We start from the raw sequence: 19,427 nt of genomic DNA on the forward strand, positions 1-19,427 counted from the left end.
GCCGACGGCCGGGTGGCGGCGCGGCCTCAGGACCCCGCCCCGGTGGCCCCGGGAAAGCCCGGGGTGCGCCAGACCTCACCCGCTGCGGTGATCCCCAACCCCTCGTGGCCCTCCAGCGCCTCGACCCAGTCACGGGCCCCGGCGCCCATGGCGAACGCGGCCGTGGCGTAGGCGTCGGTCCGGGTGAGGCCATGGCCGGTCAGGGTGAGAGAGGCCAGGACGGTGGCGGGCTCGCCGGTGTGCGGGTTCACCACGTGCGCGCCACGCTCGGCCGTCCCTGAGGTGGCGACGGCCAGATCGCGACCGGTGACCACGGCGGCCAGCTCGCCGGGGCGGGTGGGGTGGGCGATGCCGATCCGCCAGGGTGTGCCGGGGGCGGCCTCGCCGCGCAGCCGGATGTCGCCGCCGCCGTTGACGCAGGTGTTGTGCGCGCCCGCTTCGTACAGCATCCGTGACGCCCGCTCGATCGCCCAGCCCTTGACCATCCCGGAGGGGTCGAGCCGGCCGCAGGGGGTGTGGCTGAACCAGCCGCCGGTGGTGTGCGCCACCTCGTCGCACAGGGCGAACACCTCGGCCACCTCCGAGGCGTACCGCTCCGGGACCGGCTCGCCGCGGCCCAGGCGGCTGATCACGCTGTCGGGACAGTGGGTGGAGAACACCTCGTCCACGCGGTGCAGCCAGGCCACGGCCTCCTTCAGGGCCCGGCGGACGGGCGGAGTGACCGGATCGCGGAGGTCGAAGGAGAACACCGTGCCCATGGCGTGCTCGACATGGCGCAGCCCGCGCGCGGGGTCGCACGCCTCAGACACCGGCCTGGTCCAGTGCGCTCTGGAGGGACCGGGCGTACCCCTCGCTGGTGTAGGTGGCGCCGGAGACCGCGTCGATGTGCGCGCTCTGGGCACTCAGCGCCTCCCGCGTCAGCCGGGGTACGGCGTCCGCGGCGATCTGCTGAGAGCGGGGCCGGTCGGACGGGGTCCGGAGCGCCTTGACGGCGGTGATCCTGCCGTGGGCGAGCGTGACGGACACCTGGACCGGTCCGTACGAGGTATTGATCACGCTGCCGCTGTACGTGCCGGAGGCGCCGCTGCTCGAGGGCTTGTGCCCGGTCGGCGCGGAGGAAGGCGGCGATGCCGTCATGCCCGAGGCCGGGTTCTGGTGTGGTTTGAGCGACAGCAGCAGGATCACTCCCGCCACGGTGGCTACGGTGGTCACGGCGGCCTTGCGCACGGTCTGACTCCTGTTCGTCGGGGGTGGCGCTTTCGCCGGGGAAGTGGCGCACGGCTCAGAGCGCGAACGACTCGTGGTGGATACGGCCGCGTGGCACCCCGGCCCCGCGCAGGGCCGCGGACGCGGCCTCGGTCATCCCGGGCGGCCCGCACAGGTAGACGTCGCGTTCGGCGAGGTCGGGCACCAGACCGCGCAGCGCCTCCGGAGTCAGCGGTGAGAAGTAGGCGGTCGGCTCGTCCACGACGTAATGGACGGCCGCCCCGCGCGCGGCGGCGAGCGCGTCGAGCTCGCCGCGCAGGGCCAGGTCCTCGGGGCGCCGGGCCCGGTAGACGAGGATCACCTCACCGGGCAGCGTCTCGAAGAGGGCCCGCAGCGGGGTGATCCCGACACCGCCACCCAGCAGGAGGGTCTTGCGGGCGCGGCGACGGCGCGCGGTGAAGGCCCCGTACGGCCCTTCGGCGAGCACCCGGGTGCCGGGTCGGAGACGGGCGAGGGCCGCGCTGTGGCCACCGGACGCCTTGACGGTGATCCGCAGATACGCGGGGTGCGGAGTGGCCGACAGCGAGTAGGGATTGGCGGCCCACCACAGGCCACGGGTCAGGAACCGCCAGCGGAAGAACTGGCCGGACTCGGCGCGCAGCTCCGCCAGCCCGCTGCCCGACAGATACACCGATACGACGCCCGGAGCCTCGGGCCGGACCTCGGCGACGTACAGCCGGTGGCGCAGCGCCCGGCGCGCCGGGACGGCGAACCGGTACCAGGCCAGCAGCGCCGCCACCGCGATGTAGAGGGCGTACCAGACCAGCTGGGCGGTGCGGTCTCCGGTGAAGTCGGCCCCGTCGGAGAGCTGGTGCCCGAAGGCCAGGAAGACCGCGAGATAGGTCGCGAAGTGCAGAAGGTGCCAGATCTCGTAGGGGAGGCGACGGCGCACGGCGCGCGCGGACACGATCGCGGTGACGAGGAACAGCGAGAAGCCGATCGTCCCCTTGAGCAGGTCCGGGTAGTGGAGGACGAGGGTGGCGGTCTGGTCCACCACCCCGGTGCGCGATTCCAGCGAGTACCCCCAGATGATCAGCAGGACATGGGCGCAGGTCAGCGAGATCGTGTAGCGGCCGCCCATCGCGTGCCAGCGGGCCAGCCGGTCGGTGCCGATGGCGCGGTCCAGCAGCGGTACGCGCGCCATCAGCAGCAGGAGGATCGCGCACGCGTATCCGGCGAGCAGCCCGGTGATCCGCCCCGCGCCGGTCAGCCAGCCGGTGGCGCCGACGACCGAGGGGGTGTCGCTCCACCACAGTGCCAGGACTGCGGCGGCCCCACCCCAGATCATCAGGTGCGCGAGCACCGGGACGGGGCTGGGCGGGCGCGGTGCCGACCGGGACGGGCGGGTCATGGCCGGGACCGGTGGCGTCGTGCTGCTCATGGGAGTCCTCTCGGTGAGTGCCCGGTCAGCGTCATCCGCGAAGCTCTGAGGACCCTCTGAACCCGAGCGGACCCGTTCGGATTCAGAGGAAACTCAGAGGAAGGGCGGGTCTCGGCACCGCGCACCGCGAGGGATGCTGGACGCATCATGGATACGCACTCCACCGGCCGTTTTCTGCTGCGACCTGACGGCGCCCGGGTCCGCGTCCTCGTCGTCGACGACGAACCCGATCTGACCGAGGTGCTGTCGGGTGCGCTGCGCTACGAAGGCTGGGAGGTCCGTACCGCCGCCGACGGCGCGTCCGCGCTGGACGCCGCGCGGGCGTTCCGGCCGGACGCGGTGGTGCTCGACTGGATGCTGCCGGACACCGACGGGCTCGCGGTGCTGCGCGCGATGCGGTCCGAGCTGCCGGATGTGTGCGTGCTCTTCCTGACCGCGCGGGACGCGGTGGAGGACCGGATCGCGGGCATCACGGCGGGCGGCGACGACTATGTGACCAAGCCGTTCAGCCTTGAGGAGGTGCTGGCCCGGCTGCGCGGGCTGCTGCGCCGGGCCGGGATGGCGCGGGAGCCGGGCGACGACCGGCTGGTGGTCGCGGATCTGGTGATGGACGAGCAGGCGCGGGAGGTGACCCGCGGAGGTGTGGCCGTGGAGCTGTCCCGCACCGAGTTCGAGCTGCTGCGGTTCCTGATGCGCAACCCCCGCCGGGCGCTGTCCAAGGCGCAGATCCTGGACCGGGTGTGGAGCTACGACTTCGGCGGCCAGGCCCATGTGGTCGAGCTGTACATCAGCTATCTGCGCAAGAAGATCGACGCGGGGCGGGCGCCGCTGATCCACACGGTGCGCGGGGTCGGCTATGTGCTGAAGGCGGAGGTTTCATGACGCGGCCGCTCACCAGGTGGCTGTCCTGGTGGCCGCCCCGTACGCTGCGCGCCCGGCTGACCGCGGGGCTGGTGGTGCTGCTGGCGGTGGCGAGTCTGGCGGTGGGGCTGACCACGGTGTTCGCCCTGGAGGGATTTCTGGTGCGCCGGCTGGACCAGCAGCTCACGGCGGCCGGAGGCCGGTTCCCGGCCAGTCTGGAGCACGGTGAGCGGCACCCCGACGCCGACAACGCGCCCGACACCCGCGGCCAGTCGGACCGCACCTTCGGCGCCCGGCTGCTGCGCGGTACGACGACCGATGCCGCGGTGGTACGCGACCAGACGGACGCCGCCGTACCGCTGACCGGCGCCGACCGGCGGGTCCTGGCGGGGGTGCCGGTGGACGGCGACGGCCACGGTGTGCGGCTGTCCGCGCTCGGCGGCTACCGCGTGGTCGCCGTCCACGGGGACGACGGGGATGTTCTGGTCACCGGGCTGCCGCTGCGTCCGGTGGAGGAGACCGTACATCGGCTGGAGATCGTGGAAACCGTGGTCTTCGGCAGCGCGCTGCTGGTCACCGGGGTGGCCGGGGCACTGTGGGTACGGCTGTCGCTGCGCCCGCTGCGACGGGTGACCACGACCGCCGCCGGGGTGGCCGAGCTGCCGCTGGCCAGCGGTGAGGTGGCCATGCCACCGCCGGTGCCGGACACCGATCCGCGTACCGAGGTGGGTCAGGTGGGCACCGCGCTCAACCGCATGCTCGGCCACGTCGGGGACGCGCTGGCCCGTCGCCAGGCGAGCGAGGAGCGGCTGCGGCACTTCGCCGCCGACGCCAGCCATGAGCTGCGCACCCCGGTGGCCTCCGTCCGCGGCCACGCCGAGCTGGCGCTGCGCCATCCGGGTCCGGTGCCGGCCGAGGTGCGGCACGCGCTGGAGCGGATCCAGGCCGAGTCGGAGCGGATGTCCACACTGGTGGACGATCTGCTGCTGCTCGCCCGCCTCGACGCGGGACGGCCACTGGCCCGCCGAGCGGTCGATCTGACCCGGCTGGTACTGGACGCGACGGGCGACGCACGGGCCGCCGGGCCAGGCCACCGCTGGAAACTGGAGCTGGCCGAGGAACCGGTGACGGTGCTCGGCGACGAGCACCGTCTCCAGCAGGTGGTGGGCAACCTGCTCACCAACGCCCGCACCCACACCCCACCCGGCACCCGGGTCACGGTCCGGCTCGCCGTGGCGGACGGCGACGCCGAGCTGACGGTGGCGGACGACGGGCCGGGCGTCCCGGACGCACTTCAGCGCGAGGTGTTCGAGCGGTTCGCGCGCGCCGATCCCGGCCGCTCGCGGGCGGCCGGCGGAACGGGACTGGGGTTGGCGATCGTGCGGGCCGTGGTCGCCGCGCACGGCGGCACGATCACGCTGACCAGCGGGCCGGGCGCCACCGTCTTCCGGGCCCGGCTCCCCTGCCCTACCGCGGCGTCCGATGCGGGCCGAACGGGCTGATCGCGGCCTTCGCGGGTCACGGTCTGTGAAGGCCCCGCGAGGGGCCCTTCTCAGTCGTCCACCGGTCCCATCGGGAAGATGGCCAGTTCGGCCTTGCCGCGGTGGAAGCCCTCGTCGGAGAGGGGTTCCAGGGCGGCGGCGAGCCAGCGGTTGTCCGGGGACCAGCTGAGGGCGTCGACGTAGGTGCGCATCTGACGGCCAAGGATGATCTTCTTGTCGGCCATCCGCCACACGCACAGTTCGTGCGGGCGCCGCTCACGGAAGTCCAGATAGCCCAGCTTGCGGCTGAAGCTGCCGACGGCCAGATAGCTGCCGTCCTCGTTCGAGGCGAGGGTGAACAGCCGTTCCGAGGCATCGGCCACCTTGTCGATCACCTCGCCCGTCGCCGTGTCGACCACATAGAGGTTCTGCTGCGCGCCGAGGAAGAGCCGTGACGAGTCGCCGGAGAAGGCCGTGCACTGGATCGGGTCCCACTCACCTGCGTGGGAGACACGGCGGTAGGGCTCGCGCTCGTCGCCGTGCAGGTCGAAGCCGCCCTCGCGGGCACGGTTCGGGCTGATGCGGTGCGCGCCGTCGCGTGAGCGCAGATGCCCGAGCTGGAAGGGAGCCTCGGCCTCGGCCCGCCGGTCGACGTCGTACGCCCACTGCTCCCGCTCCTCCGGCCCGTCGCCGGTGCTGTAGCCCTTGACCACGAGGACGTGACCGCCCGGCACCCACATCATCAGCGGCACGATCCAGTCACCGGCGTGGGTGTGCACCACCTCGCTCCAGTCGGCAGTGTCGTAGACCCATACCCGCCCCTGATCGCTGCACACGGCCAGGTACTTGCCGTCGTCGGAGAAGTCCATCCCGCTGACATGGTCGTACTTGACGCTGCCGGTCGTGGTCTCGAACGGCCGCAGTGTGACGGCCTGGTGGGCCAGATCGGGTATGTGCGGGGAGTCCTCGGCGGTCCAGCTGTCGCCGTTGAGCGGAAAGGCCGCCGAGCCCCAGCCGTCGCCCACGCTCAGCGGCTCCAGCCACTTGCGGTCGGTGACCCGGATCTCGTACTCGGCCTGGATCAGCAGGTCCTCGTCCTGCCAGGCGCCGCCGCGCTCGTAGTAGAAGTCATGCATGCCCTCCCACTGGTCGTCCGTGAGCGGGTAGTTGCCGAGCTCCACCCGCTCGACCCGGGAGATGAACCGGCGGGCGTGGGTATCGGCCCATTCGTAGTCGAGGAGTTGGCTGGTGCTCACGGCGCGCCCGAGCGGGCCCGTGCGGTCGTCGCCGTCGCCCAAGTAGCCGGACGCCGCCTCCCAGAGGAAGTGCAGGAAGGTGTTGGGCTCCTCGTTCGGCAGCGGGATGTGGGTGCGCGAGCCCACGTCGTAGTAGACGACGAACACCTTCAACCTGGCGCGGAGCTCATCCGGATCCACGGCAAGAACCCGTACGCCGTACATGTCGGTCGACATTCGTCGTCCCCCTCTGGAAGTGGTGGTGCGGACCCACCGACACCGGCCTGTTGGCCCATCGCCCGGTGTCGGAACGTCCATGATGCTTCCAGAGGGGTCTGACAGCGTTGCTTCGAGGAGCACAGGGTGACTCGCCACCGGTGGCGTCAGCAGGTGGAGTTGACCATCAGCAGAGCCCGGCGATGTCGTGGGTCGAGTCCGGCTTGGGGGACATCAGGACGCCGCTGGAGCTTCAGGAGAAGGCGGACGGCAGCGCGGCGGCCCTGGCGGGCGACGTGGCCCCGGTGCCACCCAGCGCGGTCAGTACGGATTGATAGGCCGGTTTCTTGTTGCCGCCACGGTCGAACAGCAGCGGGTTCTCCCCGGCGCGCCAGGAGTCGCTGTCCCGGATGCCCCAGACGGTGATGCCGGTGCAGCGCGAGACGTTCATACACGCCTTGACCGTGTTCGCGTACGCGGCCGTCGGTGCCTGCGCGATGTCCAGTTCGGTGATCTGCACATCCACACCGAGGGCGGCGAAGTTGGCCAGGGTGGTCTGGAAACTCGCGGGCGGGCCACCGGTGCCGAAGTGGGCCTGGAAGCCGACGCAGTCGATGGGTACGCCGCGCGACTTGAAGTCGCGCACCATCCGATAGACGCCCTGGGTCTTGGCGTCGCTCCAGTTCTCGATGTTGTAGTCGTTGTAGCACAGCTTGGCCGACGGGTCGGCCGATCGAGCGGTGCGGAACGCCTCCTCGATGAAGCCGTTGCCCAGCAGGTTCTGGAACACCGAGGGACGGTGCTGGCCACTGCCGCCGTCGGCGAACGCCTCGTTCACCACGTCCCAGGCGAGGATTTTGCCCTTGTAGTGGTTCACCGTGGTGGTGATGTGGTTGTTCATCACGCTGCGCAGGGTGTTCGCGTCGGTGATGGAACTGACCCAGCTGGGCAACTGGGAGTGCCAGACCAGGGTGTGGCCGCGTACGCGCTGTCCGTGCGAGGTGGCCTGGCCCACGATCTGGTCGGCGGGGCCGAAGTTGAACGAGCCGCGGGACCGCTCGATGGTATCCCACTTCATCTCGTTCTCCGGGGTGACCGCGTTGAACTCGCGGTTCAGGATCGTCGAGTACGTCGCGTCGCCGAGCTTGCCGGCGGCCACGGCGGTGCCGAAGTACCGGCCGGACTGGGCGGCTTGGGCGCCCAGGGTGGTGGCCCGGGTATCGTCGGACGCGGCGTTCGCGGCTCCGGGGACCGCCATCGCGACGGCGGCCAGCAGCCCGAGCGTCCAGGCTCGGGGTCGGCGGCCATGTGGGCCGCCATTTCGGCCATTTCGTCCACCTCGGCCACGTCGGTTCGGAAGGTTCATCTCTCTCCTTGGGGATCAGGGCTCCCAATGGGAGCGCTCCCAAATACGACCGCATGAGTGCCAGTGCCTGGAGTGCCTGGGTGGTACCGGTGGGGACGGTGCGGGTGCTTTTCTGTGGTGTCCGGTTCGCGCGGCACGCACAAGCCGCCTCGGCCAAGCCTTCGTTCGGGTAATCGAACGTCAGTCGGCCTGTCGGATGCCATGGAATGATAGACGCCTCACGCGAAGCGTCAACGCCCTTGGCGGCAACGCGCGTGCTTCCTGGCGTGGAGTTCGGTCACGTAGCCCGCGCCGATGACGAGCAGCGCACCGGACAGCGCGAGGAGCAGGGCCATCCAGTTCATCCATGCGTAAGCGGGATCGCTGGAGTAGACCGTGCCGTCGTCGAGGACGCAGTCGAAGCGGAGCGGCAGGTAGGAGGACCGGTGATGGGAGAGGTGCTGCACCACGCCGGGGTCGAAGCCCTCACGGCATGCCGGAGCCGGCACCGAGTCGGCTCCGTTGCTGAACTCGTGCTCGGACGTGAGAACGGCGAAGAGTCCCAGGGTGTAGATGGACGCCGCGGCAGCGGCGGTCAGCCCCGCACCACGCCGCATCAGATGCAGCGGCCACGGCTGGGGCCGCCCCGGAAGCGCCATCGCGACGACGCCGACCAGGGCGATCAGCGCGCCGAAGGCACATAACGCGGAGATGCCGAGACCCACGATCATGATTCGCCCGGGGACTGGGCGTATCCGCCGCCGGCCGCGTTGAACCGCATGATTTCCTCGATTGTCTCCTGGAGTTTCAGCTCATCCTGGTCGGATACGACGGCCTGCCCCACGCGGCCGTACGGGCCGACCGGCGTATCGGGGGACGAGGAATACTGGATCTCGTCGAAGCGGAAGTTGCGCTCGAAATCCTGTTGCGTGAGGCTTCCGCTCTTCGGGCGGCGGAGCAGGATGTATCCGTAGAAGCGATCCGGGTCACCGCTGTTGAGCGGCTCGGTCGGCTCTTCCCCCAGCGCGAGGCCGATCTCGACGTCGAAGAGGTCGACGCCGAATGTCAGCTTATTGACCTGGGGGGAGAGTGCGCCGGGGAGGCGGATGGCGCACTCGCCGAACGTCAGCCCCGCGTCTTCCGTGAATGCTTCCAGATGGAATACGCAATCAGGTGCGTCGAGGCCGGCGAGCGCCTGCCTTGCGAGCGTCTCCGCTTGCTGGAAAAGCGTCGGACGGCGCCTTCTGTCCAGGATGTGGGCGGCCAGAACGCCGCCCTGTACGGCACTCAGCGGTGAGGTGTGGTTGCGGCTCATGGACGACCACTTGAGATCGCCGTTCCGCCAGACGCCGTCCATATAGACTTCCGGGGCGTCGACGAAGGACTCGGCGACGACCTCGACGTCCGACTGCCCGGTGAACAGGGTCAAGGCCCGTTCGTACTCTTCCGGGGACCGGACGATGGCCGTGCGAAGGGCACCGGCTCCGGTGGCCGGTTTGACCACGAAGATCTCTCCCAGATCGTCGGCGAGATCCTTGAACGACGTGCCCACGGAGACATAGCGGCAGCGCGCTCGCCGGATGTGAGGCGGCAGCTTGCTCTTCTGTAGGTACTTGTCCCGGAAATAGAGAGTGGTCCGTGAATCCGTATTGCCGGGAAGGTTCAGCTGCTGCCGCAGATAGGCCGCTCCGAATACGCCCATCTCATGGACGGTCAGCACTCCGGCTATATCGTCCAGTCGTGCGGCAAGCACCGCGCGCAATATTTCCTGGGCGTTCTCCATGTCGGTGACGTAGGTGAAGCCCCGGCCCTCCGGAGGGTTCACCGGAGTCTGGACGATATAGAAGGGCTCCAGGCCTCGGCGTCGCAGTGCCTCGTCCAGGCCGTCCCTGAACCCGATGACAATCATCGTCGGCATTCTCGTCTCCCCCGATTACGACCAGCCAAAACGGTGAACATCATTTCATGGGAATGCGGAGGCGGGGCCTGTGATGTGGGTCACGGATCAATCTCCGTGGTAAGGAAGTGCGGGCCGTGGTGTCGGTGTCGGTGTCGGACTCGGCGACGAGGCCGAACCCGCCCGGCGGGGCGTGACGTGCGGGTGAGCGTGGACGGACGTGTGGTGCGCGGATCCCCCCTGACGGTCGTGGTCGCGTCCGACCGGTTCAGCCGGTCCGGTTGAGCGCGGCGTAGGCGAGCTGCTCCAGCAGCAGCGCCGCCTCGCGCGGAGCGTCGGTGGCGGCCGTGATCACCTGCTTGGCGACCGAGACGGCGAGCCGCGGCTGTCCGGCCAGCTCCACGGCGATCTCCACCGCCTTCTCCCGGACGGTTCCGCCTTCGGCGATCTCCCCGATCAGCCCCCAGGTGTACGCCTCCCGCGCGCCGAAGCGGCGGCCGCGCAGCACCAGATCCCGGGTGCGGGCCGGTCCGACCTCGCGCACCAGCCGGGTCACCCCGCCGGAGCTGGGCAGAATGCCGATGCCCACCTCGGGCAGGCCGAAGACCGTGTCCGGGTCGGCCACCCGGATGTCCGCGGCCAGCGCCAGTTCGAGGCCGCCACCGAGGCAGTAGCCCGACAGGGCCGCCACGGTCGGCTGGGGGAGGGCGGCGAACGCCTCGTACACCGCGCCGGACGAGCGGTAGTAGTCGGCGATCGCCTCGGGGGTCATCTCGCGCAGCTCGCCGGTGTCCGCCCCGGCCGAGAAGGCGCGCGGCACTCCGGTGACGACCACGGCCCGGCTGGTGCGCACCTGCGGGTCGCGCAGTGCGTCGAGCAGGGCGGACTCCATATGGGTGGAGAGCGCGTTGAGCTTCCGCTCCCGCCGCAGCGTGAGGACGGCGATCTCCTGGTGCTCGCCGGTGCGCTCGATCTCCACGGTGCCGGCCTCCGGGGAGGCGGCGGGCGTTGTGTCGGTGACAGTCATGGCGCTGGTGCTTCTCCTGCCTCGGTGCTCAAGGGATGTTGCGGGTCGTTGCCGCGCCACGTGTTTTGGGCGGTGGCAGCGGGGTGCCCGGCGGCAGGGGCCGTGGGCGTGGCCGTACGGCACTGGGCGTGGCCGTACGCCCCGCCGTGGCCGTACGGCCTCTGCCGCCGGCGGGCGCCGGTCAGTTCCCGGTGGTGAAGGACAGCAGGTCGTCCAGGCCACGCTTGCCGACCTCGTTGGCGATGACCAGCCGCTGGATCTCGGAGGTGCCCTCCCAGATCCGGTCCACCCGCAGCTCGCGCCACAGCCGCTCGACCGGGACGTCCCGCATATAGCCGCGGCCGCCGAAGATCTGCACACAGCGGTCGACGATCCGGTTGGACGCCTCGGAGGCGGCGAGCTTTGCGGTGGCGGCCTTGGCGTGCAGGGTCTTGCGGTCGCCACCCTGGTCGAACTCCCAGGCCACCTGGTGGGTGAAGGCGCGATTGGTGGCGATCTCCGTCACCGAGTCGGCGATCATGCCCTGGATCAGCTGACGGTTCATCAGCACCTCTCCGCCCTGCTCACGCTCCTTGGCCCAGTCGACGGCCAGCCGCAGCGCGCGCTCGGCGGCGCCGATGGTGCGCGCGGCGATCATCAGCCGCTCCTCGGTGAACCAGTCGCGGGTCAGGTCGTACCCCTCGCCGACCCGGCCGAGGACGGCGTCCTGGCCGACCCGGACGTCCTGGAAGAGGAACTCGGGGTGTTCGTAGACGAAGGTGTGGGTGTAGCGCGGGGTGCGCTTGACGGAGACGCCGGGGGTGTCCTTGTCGACGAGGAACATCGTCGGCTCGTTGTCCGGCTGGACGTACGCGAGGACGATGAGGAAGTCCGCCGCGTCGCCGACGGTCACGAACCACTTCTCGCCGTTCAGGACGTAGCCGTCGGCGTCCCGGGTGGCCGTGGTGCGGATCCGGGAGGGGTCGGAGCCGGCGTGCTCCTCGGTGATGGCCACGGCGTCGCGGCGGCGGCCCTCGATGTCCGGGACGAGGTAGCGCTCGCGCTGCTCGGGAGTGCAGGCGCTGAGGCAGTTGGCCGGACGCCACACCGCGTCCCACAGGGCGTTGGTGAGCTTGCCCAACTCATCCTGGACGACGACCTGTTCGAGGATGGTCAGGCCCGCGCCACCCCACTCGGCGGGCATGTTGATGGCCTGGAGGCCATAGGCGAGCACCTCCTCACGGATGGCGGAGTGGGTTTCGGGCGGCAGACCGTTGTTGGCCTCGCACTCGTCCTCGAACTGCATGATCTTGCCGGTCAGGCCGGCGGCACGCTGCTTGAGTTCGAGCAGACGGGGGCCGAGGGCGAATTCCACGGTGTTCCTCCTGTTGCTGTGGCGCGGGTGAGTGCTCGTGTGCGATGGCGATGGGGTCAGCCCAGGACGATGCGGGCGTCCAGGCCCTGGCAGCCGCGCGGAGTGGCGAGCAGCGGATTGACCTCCAGCTCGGCGATCTCCGGGTGGGCCGCCGCCACGTCGGTGATGGCGGCGATGGCGTGGGCGAGTGCGTCGAGGTCGACGGCGGGCCGGCCGCGTACGCCGTGCAGCAGGGCGGCGGAGCGCAGCCGGTCCAGCAGCTCACGGGCCTGCCCGTGGGTGAGCGGGGCGAGGGCGAAGACCACGTCGCGCAGCACCTCGGTGGTGACCCCGCCGAGGCCGAGCATGGTGACCGGCCCGAAGCGGGGGTCGCGCCGGACGCCGACGATCAGCTCGACACCGTCGTGCGGGTCCGCCATGGCCTCGACGCAGTATCCCGGCGGGGCCAGCCGCTCGGCCATGTCGGTGACGGCGGTACGGACCGCCGTGTCGCCCTCCAGCCCCAGCGCGACACCCCCGGAGTCGGACTTGTGCAGCAGCCCGAGCGCCTTGACCACGACCCTGCCGCCGATCTCACGGGCCGCCGCCACGGCCTCGTCCACGGTCGTGACCGGGCGTGCCGCCGGGAAGTCCACCCCCGCGGCGCGGATCAGCTCGCGTGCGCTCCAGTAGCCGTCGTCCGTGACCGGTGGAGCCGGGTCGGGCAGGGGCCGCAGCGCGTGGTCGGCGGGGGTGCGCCGGGCCAGCATCCCGAGGCTGCGGGCCGCCTCCTCGATGGCGCGGAACACGGGGACGCCGCGCCGCTGCAACTCCTCGGCGGCATCGCTGTAGGGGTACATGGTGTGCACGGCCACCGGTTTGCAGCGGTCGCGTACCAGCTCGCCCATCTCGGCCGCGGTCTCGACCTCGGCGGTGGCGAGGGCCGCGCTGTACTCGCCGTAGCCGCCGAAGTACCCGGTGATCAGGACCGAGTCGGTGTCCGGCGCGTCGAGCAGATCGCCGAGCACACGGGCGAAGGAGGTCACGTCCTTCTCGCCGGTGCCCGCCAGGTCCACCGGGTTGCCCACCCCCGCCGAAGGCGTCAGATGGTCCCGCAGCCGCTGGGACAGCTCGGGGTCGAACTCCGGCACCGACAGCCCGTACCGCTCGGCCAGGTCGCAGGCGACCGAGGCATGGCCGCCGCCGTCGGCGAGCACCGCCACCCTCCGGGCGGGGGCCGCGCCGAACAGATGCAGCGCCTCCAGCAGGCCGGCCATCTGCCGGGGGCTGGCCACCCGGTCGATCCCGGCGGCCCGGCAGGCCGCGTCGATCACCGAGCTGTCGCTGACCAGCGCCCCGGTGTGCGACTTGGCACCGCGTACGGACGCCTCGCTGCCGCCGACCGTGAGCAGCACCACGGGCTTGCCCAGCGTGGTGGCCTCGGCGGCCGCGGCCACGAAGTCCCGGCCGTCGCCGAAGTCCTCGCTGTACACCGCGATCAGCTTGGTCTCCGGATGCACGGTGTAGGCACGGATGAGGTCGGCCACGGTGAGATCGGCCTGATTGCCGAGCGAGGCGAAGCGGGAGAAGCCGAGCCCGCGCTCGGAGAGGATCCGGCTGAGCTCCAGGGCCATGTTGCCGCTCTGGGAGATCAGGCCCACCGAGCCGGGCGGCAGCGGATTGGAGGACAGATACAGCTCGCTGCCGCTGTCCAGGACGCCCAGACAGTTCGGGCCCAGCAGCACGGCTCCCGCCTCGCGCACCCGCCGGGCCAGCGCCGACTGCCGCGCCTCGCCCTCCGTGCCGAGCTCCGCGAAGCCCGCGGTGATGCCGACGATGGCGCGCGCCCCGGCGGCGAGCGCGTCCTCGACGGCCGACTCGAACCCGGTCGCCGGGACGGCGATCACCGCGAGGTCGGCACACTGGGGGAGTTCGGCCATGGAGCGGTAGGCGCGTTCGCCGAGCACCGGTTCCCCACGGCGGTTGACCAGGTACACCGGGCGGCGCCCCCGCATGCGCAGCGCCTGCACACTGATCCAGTTGCCCCACTTGGTCTGGTCGTTGCTGGCTCCGACGACGGCGACCGCGTTCGGTGCGAAGAGCGGTCCCAGGTCGCGTCCGGGAACGCGCCGCTCGGTGGCGGAGAGGCTCATGGGTTGTCCTTGGGGGACGAGTCCGGCGTGGTGAGGTGGTGGGGTACGTCGGGTACGGGGTGACCTGCACCCCAGGCGTCGGCTCCGCCGTCGACGACGACGGTGGTGCCGGTGACGTACGAGCCTTGCGGGGAGGCGAGGAAGGAGATCAGGCCGGAGACGTCCTCGGGCCGCCCGAGCCTGCCGAGCGGCACCGACCGCTCCCAGCGCTCCCGGTCCTCCGGGGCGTAGTGGTCGTCCAGGCCCCCGGTGGCGATGGTGCCGGGGGCCACGCACACGGTACGGATGCCGTACCGGCTCCATTCCAGGCTGAGCCCGGCCGCGAGGTTCTCCACCGCGGCCCGCGCGGAGGCGGCATGGGCGAAGCCGGGGATGCCGCGGCGCGGGGAGAAGGCGATGAAGAACACCGCGCCCGAGGCTTGCGGAATCATCGCCCGGCGGGCGACCTCGCGGGTCATCGCCCACGTGGCGTCCACGGCGAGCCGGTGCACGGCCCGCCAGCCGCCCGGGCTGATCTCCTCGGCGGGCGCGGAGAACTGTCCGCCCGCGTTGTTGACCAGGATGTCGACGCGTCCGAACGCCTCGAGCGCGCGGTCGACGACCGTGGTGACGTGGCTCTCCTCGCGGATGTCCCCGGACACCGTGACGCAGGAGCCGCCGAGTGCCTCGATCTCCTTGGCGGCCTGCGCCAGGGGCTCCGGGCGGCGCCCGCAGATCACGACGCTCGCGCCGCCGGCGGCCAGGTCCAGGGCGGTGGCCCGGCCGATGCCGGTGCCCCCGCCGGTCACCAGCGCGACCTTGCCGGTGTGGACATCCGGCCGCAGTCCGCTGACCGGCGGCACGCGTTGGTCAGTGCGCACAGAGCCTCCTCGATCTGTGGGCGAAGGTGTGGGTGCCAAAGATTTGACTGATGCGTCAGTTAGCCCTCTCGTCGAGACCGGCGTCAAGGGGTGGTGACCGGAAAGTTCCGTGGCAGCAGGGGGTTCTCCGAGGGCCCGGGACTTGCCGAGGAACTGACGCTTCAGTCAGAATGACCGGACGCTGAGCGTCGGCGCAGACGGGGGAACCAGGACCGAGGACCACGGGGAGACGATGTGACCACAGGGGCGAAGGCGGAGCCCAGGAGTGACGAGGACCGCAGGGCGAGGATCCTCGACGCCACGTGGCAGCTGATCGCCGAGCGCGGCTTCCACGCCGTGCGCATCGCCGACATCGCCAAGGTCTGTGGCACCAGCACCGGCACGGTGCACTACTACTTCCCGGGGAAGAACGACGTCCTGGCGGAGGCCCTCAAGTACTGCGTCGACCGGGCGTTCGCCCGCCAGTCCGCCCAACTGCGCGCCGTCCACAACGCGCACGAGCGGCTGCTGAAGCTGATCGACATGCAGCTGCCGAGGGTCGGCCAGGTCCGGGACGAGTGGGCCATCTGGCTCCAGTACTGGGCCGAGGCCACCATCCGCCCCGAGTTCCGCCCGGCCCACAACGAGTACTACGCACGCTGGCAGGAAACCGTCCGCCGGATCGTCCGGCGCGGCCAGCGGCAGGGTGTCTTCCGCGCGGACGCCGATCCGCACATCGTCGCGCTGCGCCTGACCGCCCTCACCGACGGCGCGGCCATCCAGGTGCTGACCGGAGTCCCCGGCATGACCATCGGGACCATGCGCGAGCTCCTGGTGGATTTCGTCCACCAGGAGCTGGTGGCCGATGCTTCCTGAGCCGGACACGGCATGACGCCGCGGCGTCGGCGGGAGCGGGATCGGCCGGGGCAGGACCGGCCGGGGCGCGATCACCGGAGGCGATGACCATACGGTGCGGCTGTGGGATCCGCGTACTCGCACGCCGGTCGCCGGCCCCCTCACCGGCCACGCCGACTGGGTCCGGTCGGCGGCGTCCTCTCCCGACGGCACTCTCCTCGCCACCGCGAGCGGCGACGGTACGGCACGGTTGTACGAGCGCGAGGCGCCGAGGGACGCGGGGTCGTGCTGCTCGGATCGCTGGTCGATCACACGGGCCTGTCCCCACAGGAGGTCATCGGCCAGGCCATCGCCGAGGCGCGGGCCCACCCGCCGGGACACAAACCGCGGTCGAGGCCGCCGGGCTGGACCGGCTCTGGTGTCCACGGAGTGGTACATCCGCCGCGACCTCGCCCCCGCGGCGGCGGCCCAGACCCGGCTGACGTAAGTGGCCCTCACCGACGGGGGATGCGGTGAGGGCCACCCACAGTGTGGCACGACATAGGTGCGGAAGCGCATGTTCCGAGCGAGACAGACGCATATATCTACAACCGGAACTCGACGGCCCGCACGACGGCGGCGGTCCCGGCCGCCCTCACGATGATCACCTGGATGCCCAACCGAGGTAGCTGTGGCCCGCCGGGTCGGCGATGCGGTCGAAGTCCTCCGCGGTGACGTCGCCGGAGGCCGGTGCGGCCTCGCGCAGGGTGGTGCCCTCGTCGTCGGCCTTGTGCGCGATGGCGGTGGATGGGCGACTTGCTGCCCAACTCGCCGCCGGCCAGCTGGATCGCCCGGTTGCTGATCACCTCGTTGGTGTTCATGTTGGACTGCGTCCCGGACCCGGTCTGCCACACGTACAACGGGAAGTGGTCATCGAGTCCGCCCGCGATGACCTCGTCGGCCACCCGCTGGATCAGGCCGGCCTTCCAGGCCGGCAGCCGCCCGGCCCGCCCGTTGACGATCGCGGCGGCCTTCTTGACGTGGCCGTAGGCGTGGTAGACGGCCTTGGGCATCCGGTCGTCCCCGATGGAGAAGTGGATCAGGGACCGGCCTCCGCGGTGTAGACCGCCAGCTTGCCGACCGAGATCTGGATCCCGCCCACGCCCCAGTCGCCGATGCCCAGGATCTCCTCGGCGTCGGTGCACACGATCAGGTCCACGTCCCCGGGCCCGAGCCCGAGCGTGGCGAAGGCCTTCTCCATGCCCCAGCGTCAGCACGCCGGACGGCAGCCGCCCGGTCAGGCCCATCTCGTCCCGCTCCGGCCGGGTGAACGCCACGCCACGGTTGAGGAGTGGATCCATCAGGGCGTCCGGAGTGGCAGGAGACGGGACGTGTGCGCGTTCGGTGCTTGGATTGACGTATGGGGGTTATCCATCCCTTTACGGACATACGTCAACGAAAGGCCTGTCATGAAGTTCGCGGTCATCGGCGGTACCGGACTCATCGGGTCGCAGGTCGTCAAGAATCTGAAGGCCGCCGGGCACGAGGCGGTACCGCATTCGCCGTCCACGGGCGTCGACATCATCAGCGGCAAGGGGCTGGACGAGGCCCTGGCGGGGGCCGACACCGTCGTCAACTTGGCGAACTCCCCGACGTTCGACGAAGCCTCCCTGGCCTTCTTCCAGACGTCGATGGACAACCTTCTGGCCGCGTCCCAGAAGGCCGGCGTCGGCCACTTCGTGATTCTCTCGATCGTCGGTGTGGACCAGGTGCCGGAGCTGGACTACTACCGGGCGAAGGCGCTCCAGGAGGAGCTCCTCATGGCCGGGCCGATCCCGTACTCGATCGTCCGGGCGACGCAGTTCATGGAGTTCATGGACGCCACCCTGTCCTGGACCGCCGACAACGAGACCGTCCGGCTGCCCACCACGCCGATCCAGCCGATCGCCGCGAAGGACGTGGCCGCCGCGGTGACGGATGTGGCCCAGGGGCCCCCGCTGCGCGGCATTCGCAACATCGCGGGCCCCGAGGTCTTTCCCCTGGACGAGCTGGGCCGGATCACCCTGGCCTCCAAGGGTGACAACCGCACCGTCGTCACCGACCCGACTGCCGGCTTGTTCGGCGCCGTCAAGGGCGACGTCCTCACCGACACGGGCGCCGACCTCGCCCCCACCCGCTACGCCGACTGGCTCTCCTGACCCCCGCGCGCCGCCGCGGGGCGGCCCGCCGTGGGCGTCACGACCCGTCGCGCCTCCTGGTCCTCTCGCGACTGCCCTAGGAGCTGTCCGGGCGATCATGTGACTGCCCTGTGCCTGAGTCGTTGTTGTGTGCATGGGGCGGGGTGATCTGACGGATGCGGAGTGGGAACGGTTGCGGCCGTTCCTGCCGGTGAGCAATAGGCGTTGTGGCCGGTGGCGGGATCACCGGCAGGTGATCGACGGGATTCTGCACCGGGTGCGGACCGGGGTGCACTGGCGGGATCTTCCCGAGCGTTTCGGGCCGTGGAAGACCGTCTATGAACGCCACCGGCTGTGGTCGGCCGACGGCACGTGGGAGCGCCTGCTGCAACAGGTCCAGGCCGCTGCCGATGCCGCGGGCGAGATCGACTGGGACATTTCGGTGGACTCCACCATCGTGCGGGCCCACCAGCACGCGGCCGGTGCCCGGACCGAACCGCCGCCGACACTTGCATCAAAGGGGGCCGAGACGGCAGAACACCAGGGCGAAACGCCGTGGCAGAGCCTGCTCGCCCGGCTGGCGGAGGTGGTGCAGGAGGTGAGGGACTGGGCCGCTCGCGGGGCGGGTTCACCAGCAAACTCCACCTGAGCGCCGACGGCCGGTGCCGTCCATTGTCCCTGTTCATCACGCCGGGGCAACGGGCGGACTGCACCCAGTTCCAGACGGTGCTGGCAAAGATCCGCGTTCCGCGGGTCGGTCCGGGCCGGCCCCGCACGAAGCCCGACAGCATTGCGGCCGACAAGGGATACAGCAACGGCCCGTGCCGCGCATACCTGCGGCGCCGAGGCATCCGGCACACGATCCCGGAGAAGACCGACAGCCGGTCCGCCCGCCTGGGCAAAGGCTCACATGGCGGACGGCCACCCGGTTTCGACGAAGAGCGCTACAAGAAGCGCAACACCGTCGAACGAGCGATCAACAGACTGAAGCAGTACCGAGCCGTGGCCACCCGCTATGACAAGCGCGGCTACGTCTTCCTCGGCACTACAACCAGCGCGGCTCTGCTTATCTGGCTTCGGAGTTGACCAGCGACCTCACAAAGCGATCGGCCGATACGCCAGGGCCTGATCGACTACTTCATCAGCAGAAAGCTCCGGCTCCCGTGGCCAGAAGATCAAGCCGCTGACATGACCGGACGGGCATGCCAGCGCTCTGTCGAGCCGATCCAGCCAGCCGTCCACCTCGTCGTCCGAGGCGTAGTCCGCTTGCATGATCCGCTGCACGAGCGCGACCGCCTCCACGCGACTCATCTCCACAGCACTCATCAAGTCCCTCCACCGGGTCACCCTAGCGGGACGCGTGATCGCCCGGACAGCTCCTA

General features: G+C 70.7%; 18 protein-coding genes and 2 pseudogenes. 6 read left to right on the top strand and 14 right to left on the bottom strand.

Going from position 1 to position 19,427, the window contains the following annotated elements:
• Window positions 1-26: 26 nt before the first annotated feature.
• The 3 genes from ACT2CW_RS30750 to ACT2CW_RS30760 are packed head-to-tail and all read right to left on the bottom strand — an operon-like array spanning window position 27 to window position 2,647.
• Complete coding sequence (locus ACT2CW_RS30750) at window positions 27-758, bottom strand: FAD:protein FMN transferase (RefSeq protein WP_445519017.1); 732 nt, start codon at window positions 756-758, stop codon at window positions 27-29.
• Between the two features lie 43 nt (window positions 759-801).
• Window positions 802-1,227 carry an FMN-binding protein gene (locus ACT2CW_RS30755; RefSeq protein WP_445518986.1) on the bottom strand — a complete coding sequence of 142 codons (426 nt, stop codon included), beginning with the start codon at window positions 1,225-1,227 and terminating at the stop codon, window positions 802-804.
• A 55-nt stretch (window positions 1,228-1,282) separates the two neighbouring features.
• Window positions 1,283-2,647, bottom strand: a complete 1,365-nt coding sequence (locus tag ACT2CW_RS30760; RefSeq protein WP_445518987.1) for a ferredoxin reductase family protein — start codon at window positions 2,645-2,647, stop codon at window positions 1,283-1,285.
• 147 nt (window positions 2,648-2,794) lie between these two features.
• Here ACT2CW_RS30760 and ACT2CW_RS30765 point away from each other — a divergent pair, with 147 nt between their 5' ends.
• Both ACT2CW_RS30765 and ACT2CW_RS30770 read left to right on the top strand, forming a co-directional pair.
• Window positions 2,795-3,529 (top strand): response regulator transcription factor, encoded by a 735-nt coding sequence (locus ACT2CW_RS30765; protein ID WP_445518988.1) that lies wholly within the window; start codon window positions 2,795-2,797, stop codon window positions 3,527-3,529.
• Window positions 3,526-5,010, top strand: coding sequence for an ATP-binding protein (locus tag ACT2CW_RS30770; RefSeq protein ID WP_445518989.1), 1,485 nt, complete (start codon window positions 3,526-3,528; stop codon window positions 5,008-5,010). The genes ACT2CW_RS30765 and ACT2CW_RS30770 overlap by 4 nt, the downstream gene beginning before the upstream one ends.
• A gap of 50 nt (window positions 5,011-5,060) precedes the next feature.
• On the opposite strand, the gene ACT2CW_RS30775 is transcribed toward ACT2CW_RS30770, so the two are convergent.
• The 8 genes and pseudogenes from ACT2CW_RS30775 to ACT2CW_RS30810 form a co-directional block, all read right to left on the bottom strand.
• Window positions 5,061-6,461 (bottom strand): WD40 repeat domain-containing protein, encoded by a 1,401-nt coding sequence (locus ACT2CW_RS30775; RefSeq protein WP_445518990.1) that lies wholly within the window; start codon window positions 6,459-6,461, stop codon window positions 5,061-5,063.
• Between the two features lie 172 nt (window positions 6,462-6,633).
• Window positions 6,634-7,698: pseudogene (locus ACT2CW_RS30780) on the bottom strand (endo-1,4-beta-xylanase); the annotation flags it as partial.
• Between the two features lie 338 nt (window positions 7,699-8,036).
• Window positions 8,037-8,516 carry a hypothetical protein gene (locus tag ACT2CW_RS30785; protein WP_445518991.1) on the bottom strand — a complete coding sequence of 160 codons (480 nt, stop codon included), beginning with the start codon at window positions 8,514-8,516 and terminating at the stop codon, window positions 8,037-8,039.
• Window positions 8,513-9,703, bottom strand: a complete 1,191-nt coding sequence (locus tag ACT2CW_RS30790) for an ATP-grasp domain-containing protein (RefSeq protein WP_445518992.1) — start codon at window positions 9,701-9,703, stop codon at window positions 8,513-8,515. The genes ACT2CW_RS30785 and ACT2CW_RS30790 overlap by 4 nt, the downstream gene beginning before the upstream one ends.
• 247 nt (window positions 9,704-9,950) lie before the next feature.
• Window positions 9,951-10,709 (bottom strand): enoyl-CoA hydratase/isomerase family protein, encoded by a 759-nt coding sequence (locus tag ACT2CW_RS30795; protein ID WP_445518993.1) that lies wholly within the window; start codon window positions 10,707-10,709, stop codon window positions 9,951-9,953.
• 181 nt (window positions 10,710-10,890) lie between these two features.
• Window positions 10,891-12,063 (bottom strand): acyl-CoA dehydrogenase family protein, encoded by a 1,173-nt coding sequence (locus tag ACT2CW_RS30800; RefSeq protein ID WP_445518994.1) that lies wholly within the window; start codon window positions 12,061-12,063, stop codon window positions 10,891-10,893.
• Between the two features lie 56 nt (window positions 12,064-12,119).
• Complete coding sequence (locus ACT2CW_RS30805) at window positions 12,120-14,195, bottom strand: acetate--CoA ligase family protein (protein ID WP_445518995.1); 2,076 nt, start codon at window positions 14,193-14,195, stop codon at window positions 12,120-12,122.
• The gene (locus ACT2CW_RS30810; RefSeq protein WP_445518996.1) at window positions 14,192-15,055 is read right to left on the bottom strand and encodes an SDR family NAD(P)-dependent oxidoreductase; all 864 of its coding nucleotides are present in this window, start codon (window positions 15,053-15,055) and stop codon (window positions 14,192-14,194) included. Before ACT2CW_RS30810 ends, ACT2CW_RS30805 begins: the two co-directional genes overlap by 4 nt.
• A gap of 234 nt (window positions 15,056-15,289) precedes the next feature.
• On the opposite strand from ACT2CW_RS30810, the gene ACT2CW_RS30815 reads away from it, so the two are divergent.
• Both ACT2CW_RS30815 and ACT2CW_RS30820 read left to right on the top strand, forming a co-directional pair.
• Window positions 15,290-15,910, top strand: a complete 621-nt coding sequence (locus tag ACT2CW_RS30815) for a TetR/AcrR family transcriptional regulator (protein WP_445518997.1) — start codon at window positions 15,290-15,292, stop codon at window positions 15,908-15,910.
• Between the two features lie 94 nt (window positions 15,911-16,004).
• Window positions 16,005-16,376 carry a hypothetical protein gene (locus ACT2CW_RS30820; protein ID WP_445518998.1) on the top strand — a complete coding sequence of 124 codons (372 nt, stop codon included), beginning with the start codon at window positions 16,005-16,007 and terminating at the stop codon, window positions 16,374-16,376.
• Window positions 16,377-16,473: 97 nt separating this feature from the next.
• Here ACT2CW_RS30820 and ACT2CW_RS30825 read toward each other — a convergent pair whose 3' ends face one another.
• Window positions 16,474-16,941 (bottom strand): lyase family protein, encoded by a 468-nt coding sequence (locus ACT2CW_RS30825; protein WP_445518999.1) that lies wholly within the window; start codon window positions 16,939-16,941, stop codon window positions 16,474-16,476.
• Window positions 16,942-16,973: 32 nt separating this feature from the next.
• A pseudogene (locus ACT2CW_RS30830) lies at window positions 16,974-17,229 on the bottom strand (hypothetical protein); the annotation flags it as partial.
• Window positions 17,230-17,337: 108 nt separating this feature from the next.
• Here ACT2CW_RS30830 and ACT2CW_RS30835 point away from each other — a divergent pair.
• Both ACT2CW_RS30835 and ACT2CW_RS30840 read left to right on the top strand, forming a co-directional pair.
• Window positions 17,338-18,066, top strand: coding sequence for an SDR family oxidoreductase (locus tag ACT2CW_RS30835; protein WP_445519000.1), 729 nt, complete (start codon window positions 17,338-17,340; stop codon window positions 18,064-18,066).
• Between the two features lie 133 nt (window positions 18,067-18,199).
• Window positions 18,200-19,131 (top strand): IS5 family transposase gene (locus ACT2CW_RS30840; protein ID WP_445516655.1). Its coding sequence is split into 2 segments (ribosomal slippage): window positions 18,200-18,577 and window positions 18,580-19,131, totalling 930 coding nucleotides; the frame shifts between segments, so codons are not numbered across the junction.
• Between the two features lie 9 nt (window positions 19,132-19,140).
• Here the strand turns inward: ACT2CW_RS30840 and ACT2CW_RS30845 are convergent.
• Window positions 19,141-19,371, bottom strand: a complete 231-nt coding sequence (locus ACT2CW_RS30845) for an e9imm peptide (protein WP_445516656.1) — start codon at window positions 19,369-19,371, stop codon at window positions 19,141-19,143.
• Window positions 19,372-19,427: the final 56 nt, after the last annotated feature.

The sequence above is a fragment of the Streptomyces sp. NEAU-174 genome (genome assembly GCF_052665095.1).

Excerpts from the sequence above, each read along its gene's own strand:
- ACT2CW_RS30750 (WP_445519017.1), bottom strand. The coding sequence starts at position 758 with ATGGGCACGGTGTTCTCCTTCGACCTCCGCGATCCGGTCACTCCGCCC.
- ACT2CW_RS30760 (WP_445518987.1), bottom strand. The coding sequence starts at position 2,647 with ATGAGCAGCACGACGCCACCGGTCCCGGCCATGACCCGCCCGTCCCGG.
- ACT2CW_RS30765 (WP_445518988.1), top strand. The coding sequence starts at position 2,795 with ATGGATACGCACTCCACCGGCCGTTTTCTGCTGCGACCTGACGGCGCC.
- ACT2CW_RS30770 (WP_445518989.1), top strand. The coding sequence starts at position 3,526 with ATGACGCGGCCGCTCACCAGGTGGCTGTCCTGGTGGCCGCCCCGTACG.
- ACT2CW_RS30775 (WP_445518990.1), bottom strand. The coding sequence starts at position 6,461 with ATGTCGACCGACATGTACGGCGTACGGGTTCTTGCCGTGGATCCGGAT.
- ACT2CW_RS30785 (WP_445518991.1), bottom strand. The coding sequence starts at position 8,516 with ATGATCGTGGGTCTCGGCATCTCCGCGTTATGTGCCTTCGGCGCGCTG.
- ACT2CW_RS30790 (WP_445518992.1), bottom strand. The coding sequence starts at position 9,703 with ATGCCGACGATGATTGTCATCGGGTTCAGGGACGGCCTGGACGAGGCA.
- ACT2CW_RS30795 (WP_445518993.1), bottom strand. The coding sequence starts at position 10,709 with ATGACTGTCACCGACACAACGCCCGCCGCCTCCCCGGAGGCCGGCACC.
- ACT2CW_RS30805 (WP_445518995.1), bottom strand. The coding sequence starts at position 14,195 with ATGAGCCTCTCCGCCACCGAGCGGCGCGTTCCCGGACGCGACCTGGGA.
- ACT2CW_RS30825 (WP_445518999.1), bottom strand. The coding sequence starts at position 16,941 with ATGCCCAAGGCCGTCTACCACGCCTACGGCCACGTCAAGAAGGCCGCC.
- ACT2CW_RS30835 (WP_445519000.1), top strand. The coding sequence starts at position 17,338 with ATGAAGTTCGCGGTCATCGGCGGTACCGGACTCATCGGGTCGCAGGTC.
- ACT2CW_RS30845 (WP_445516656.1), bottom strand. The coding sequence starts at position 19,371 with ATGAGTGCTGTGGAGATGAGTCGCGTGGAGGCGGTCGCGCTCGTGCAG.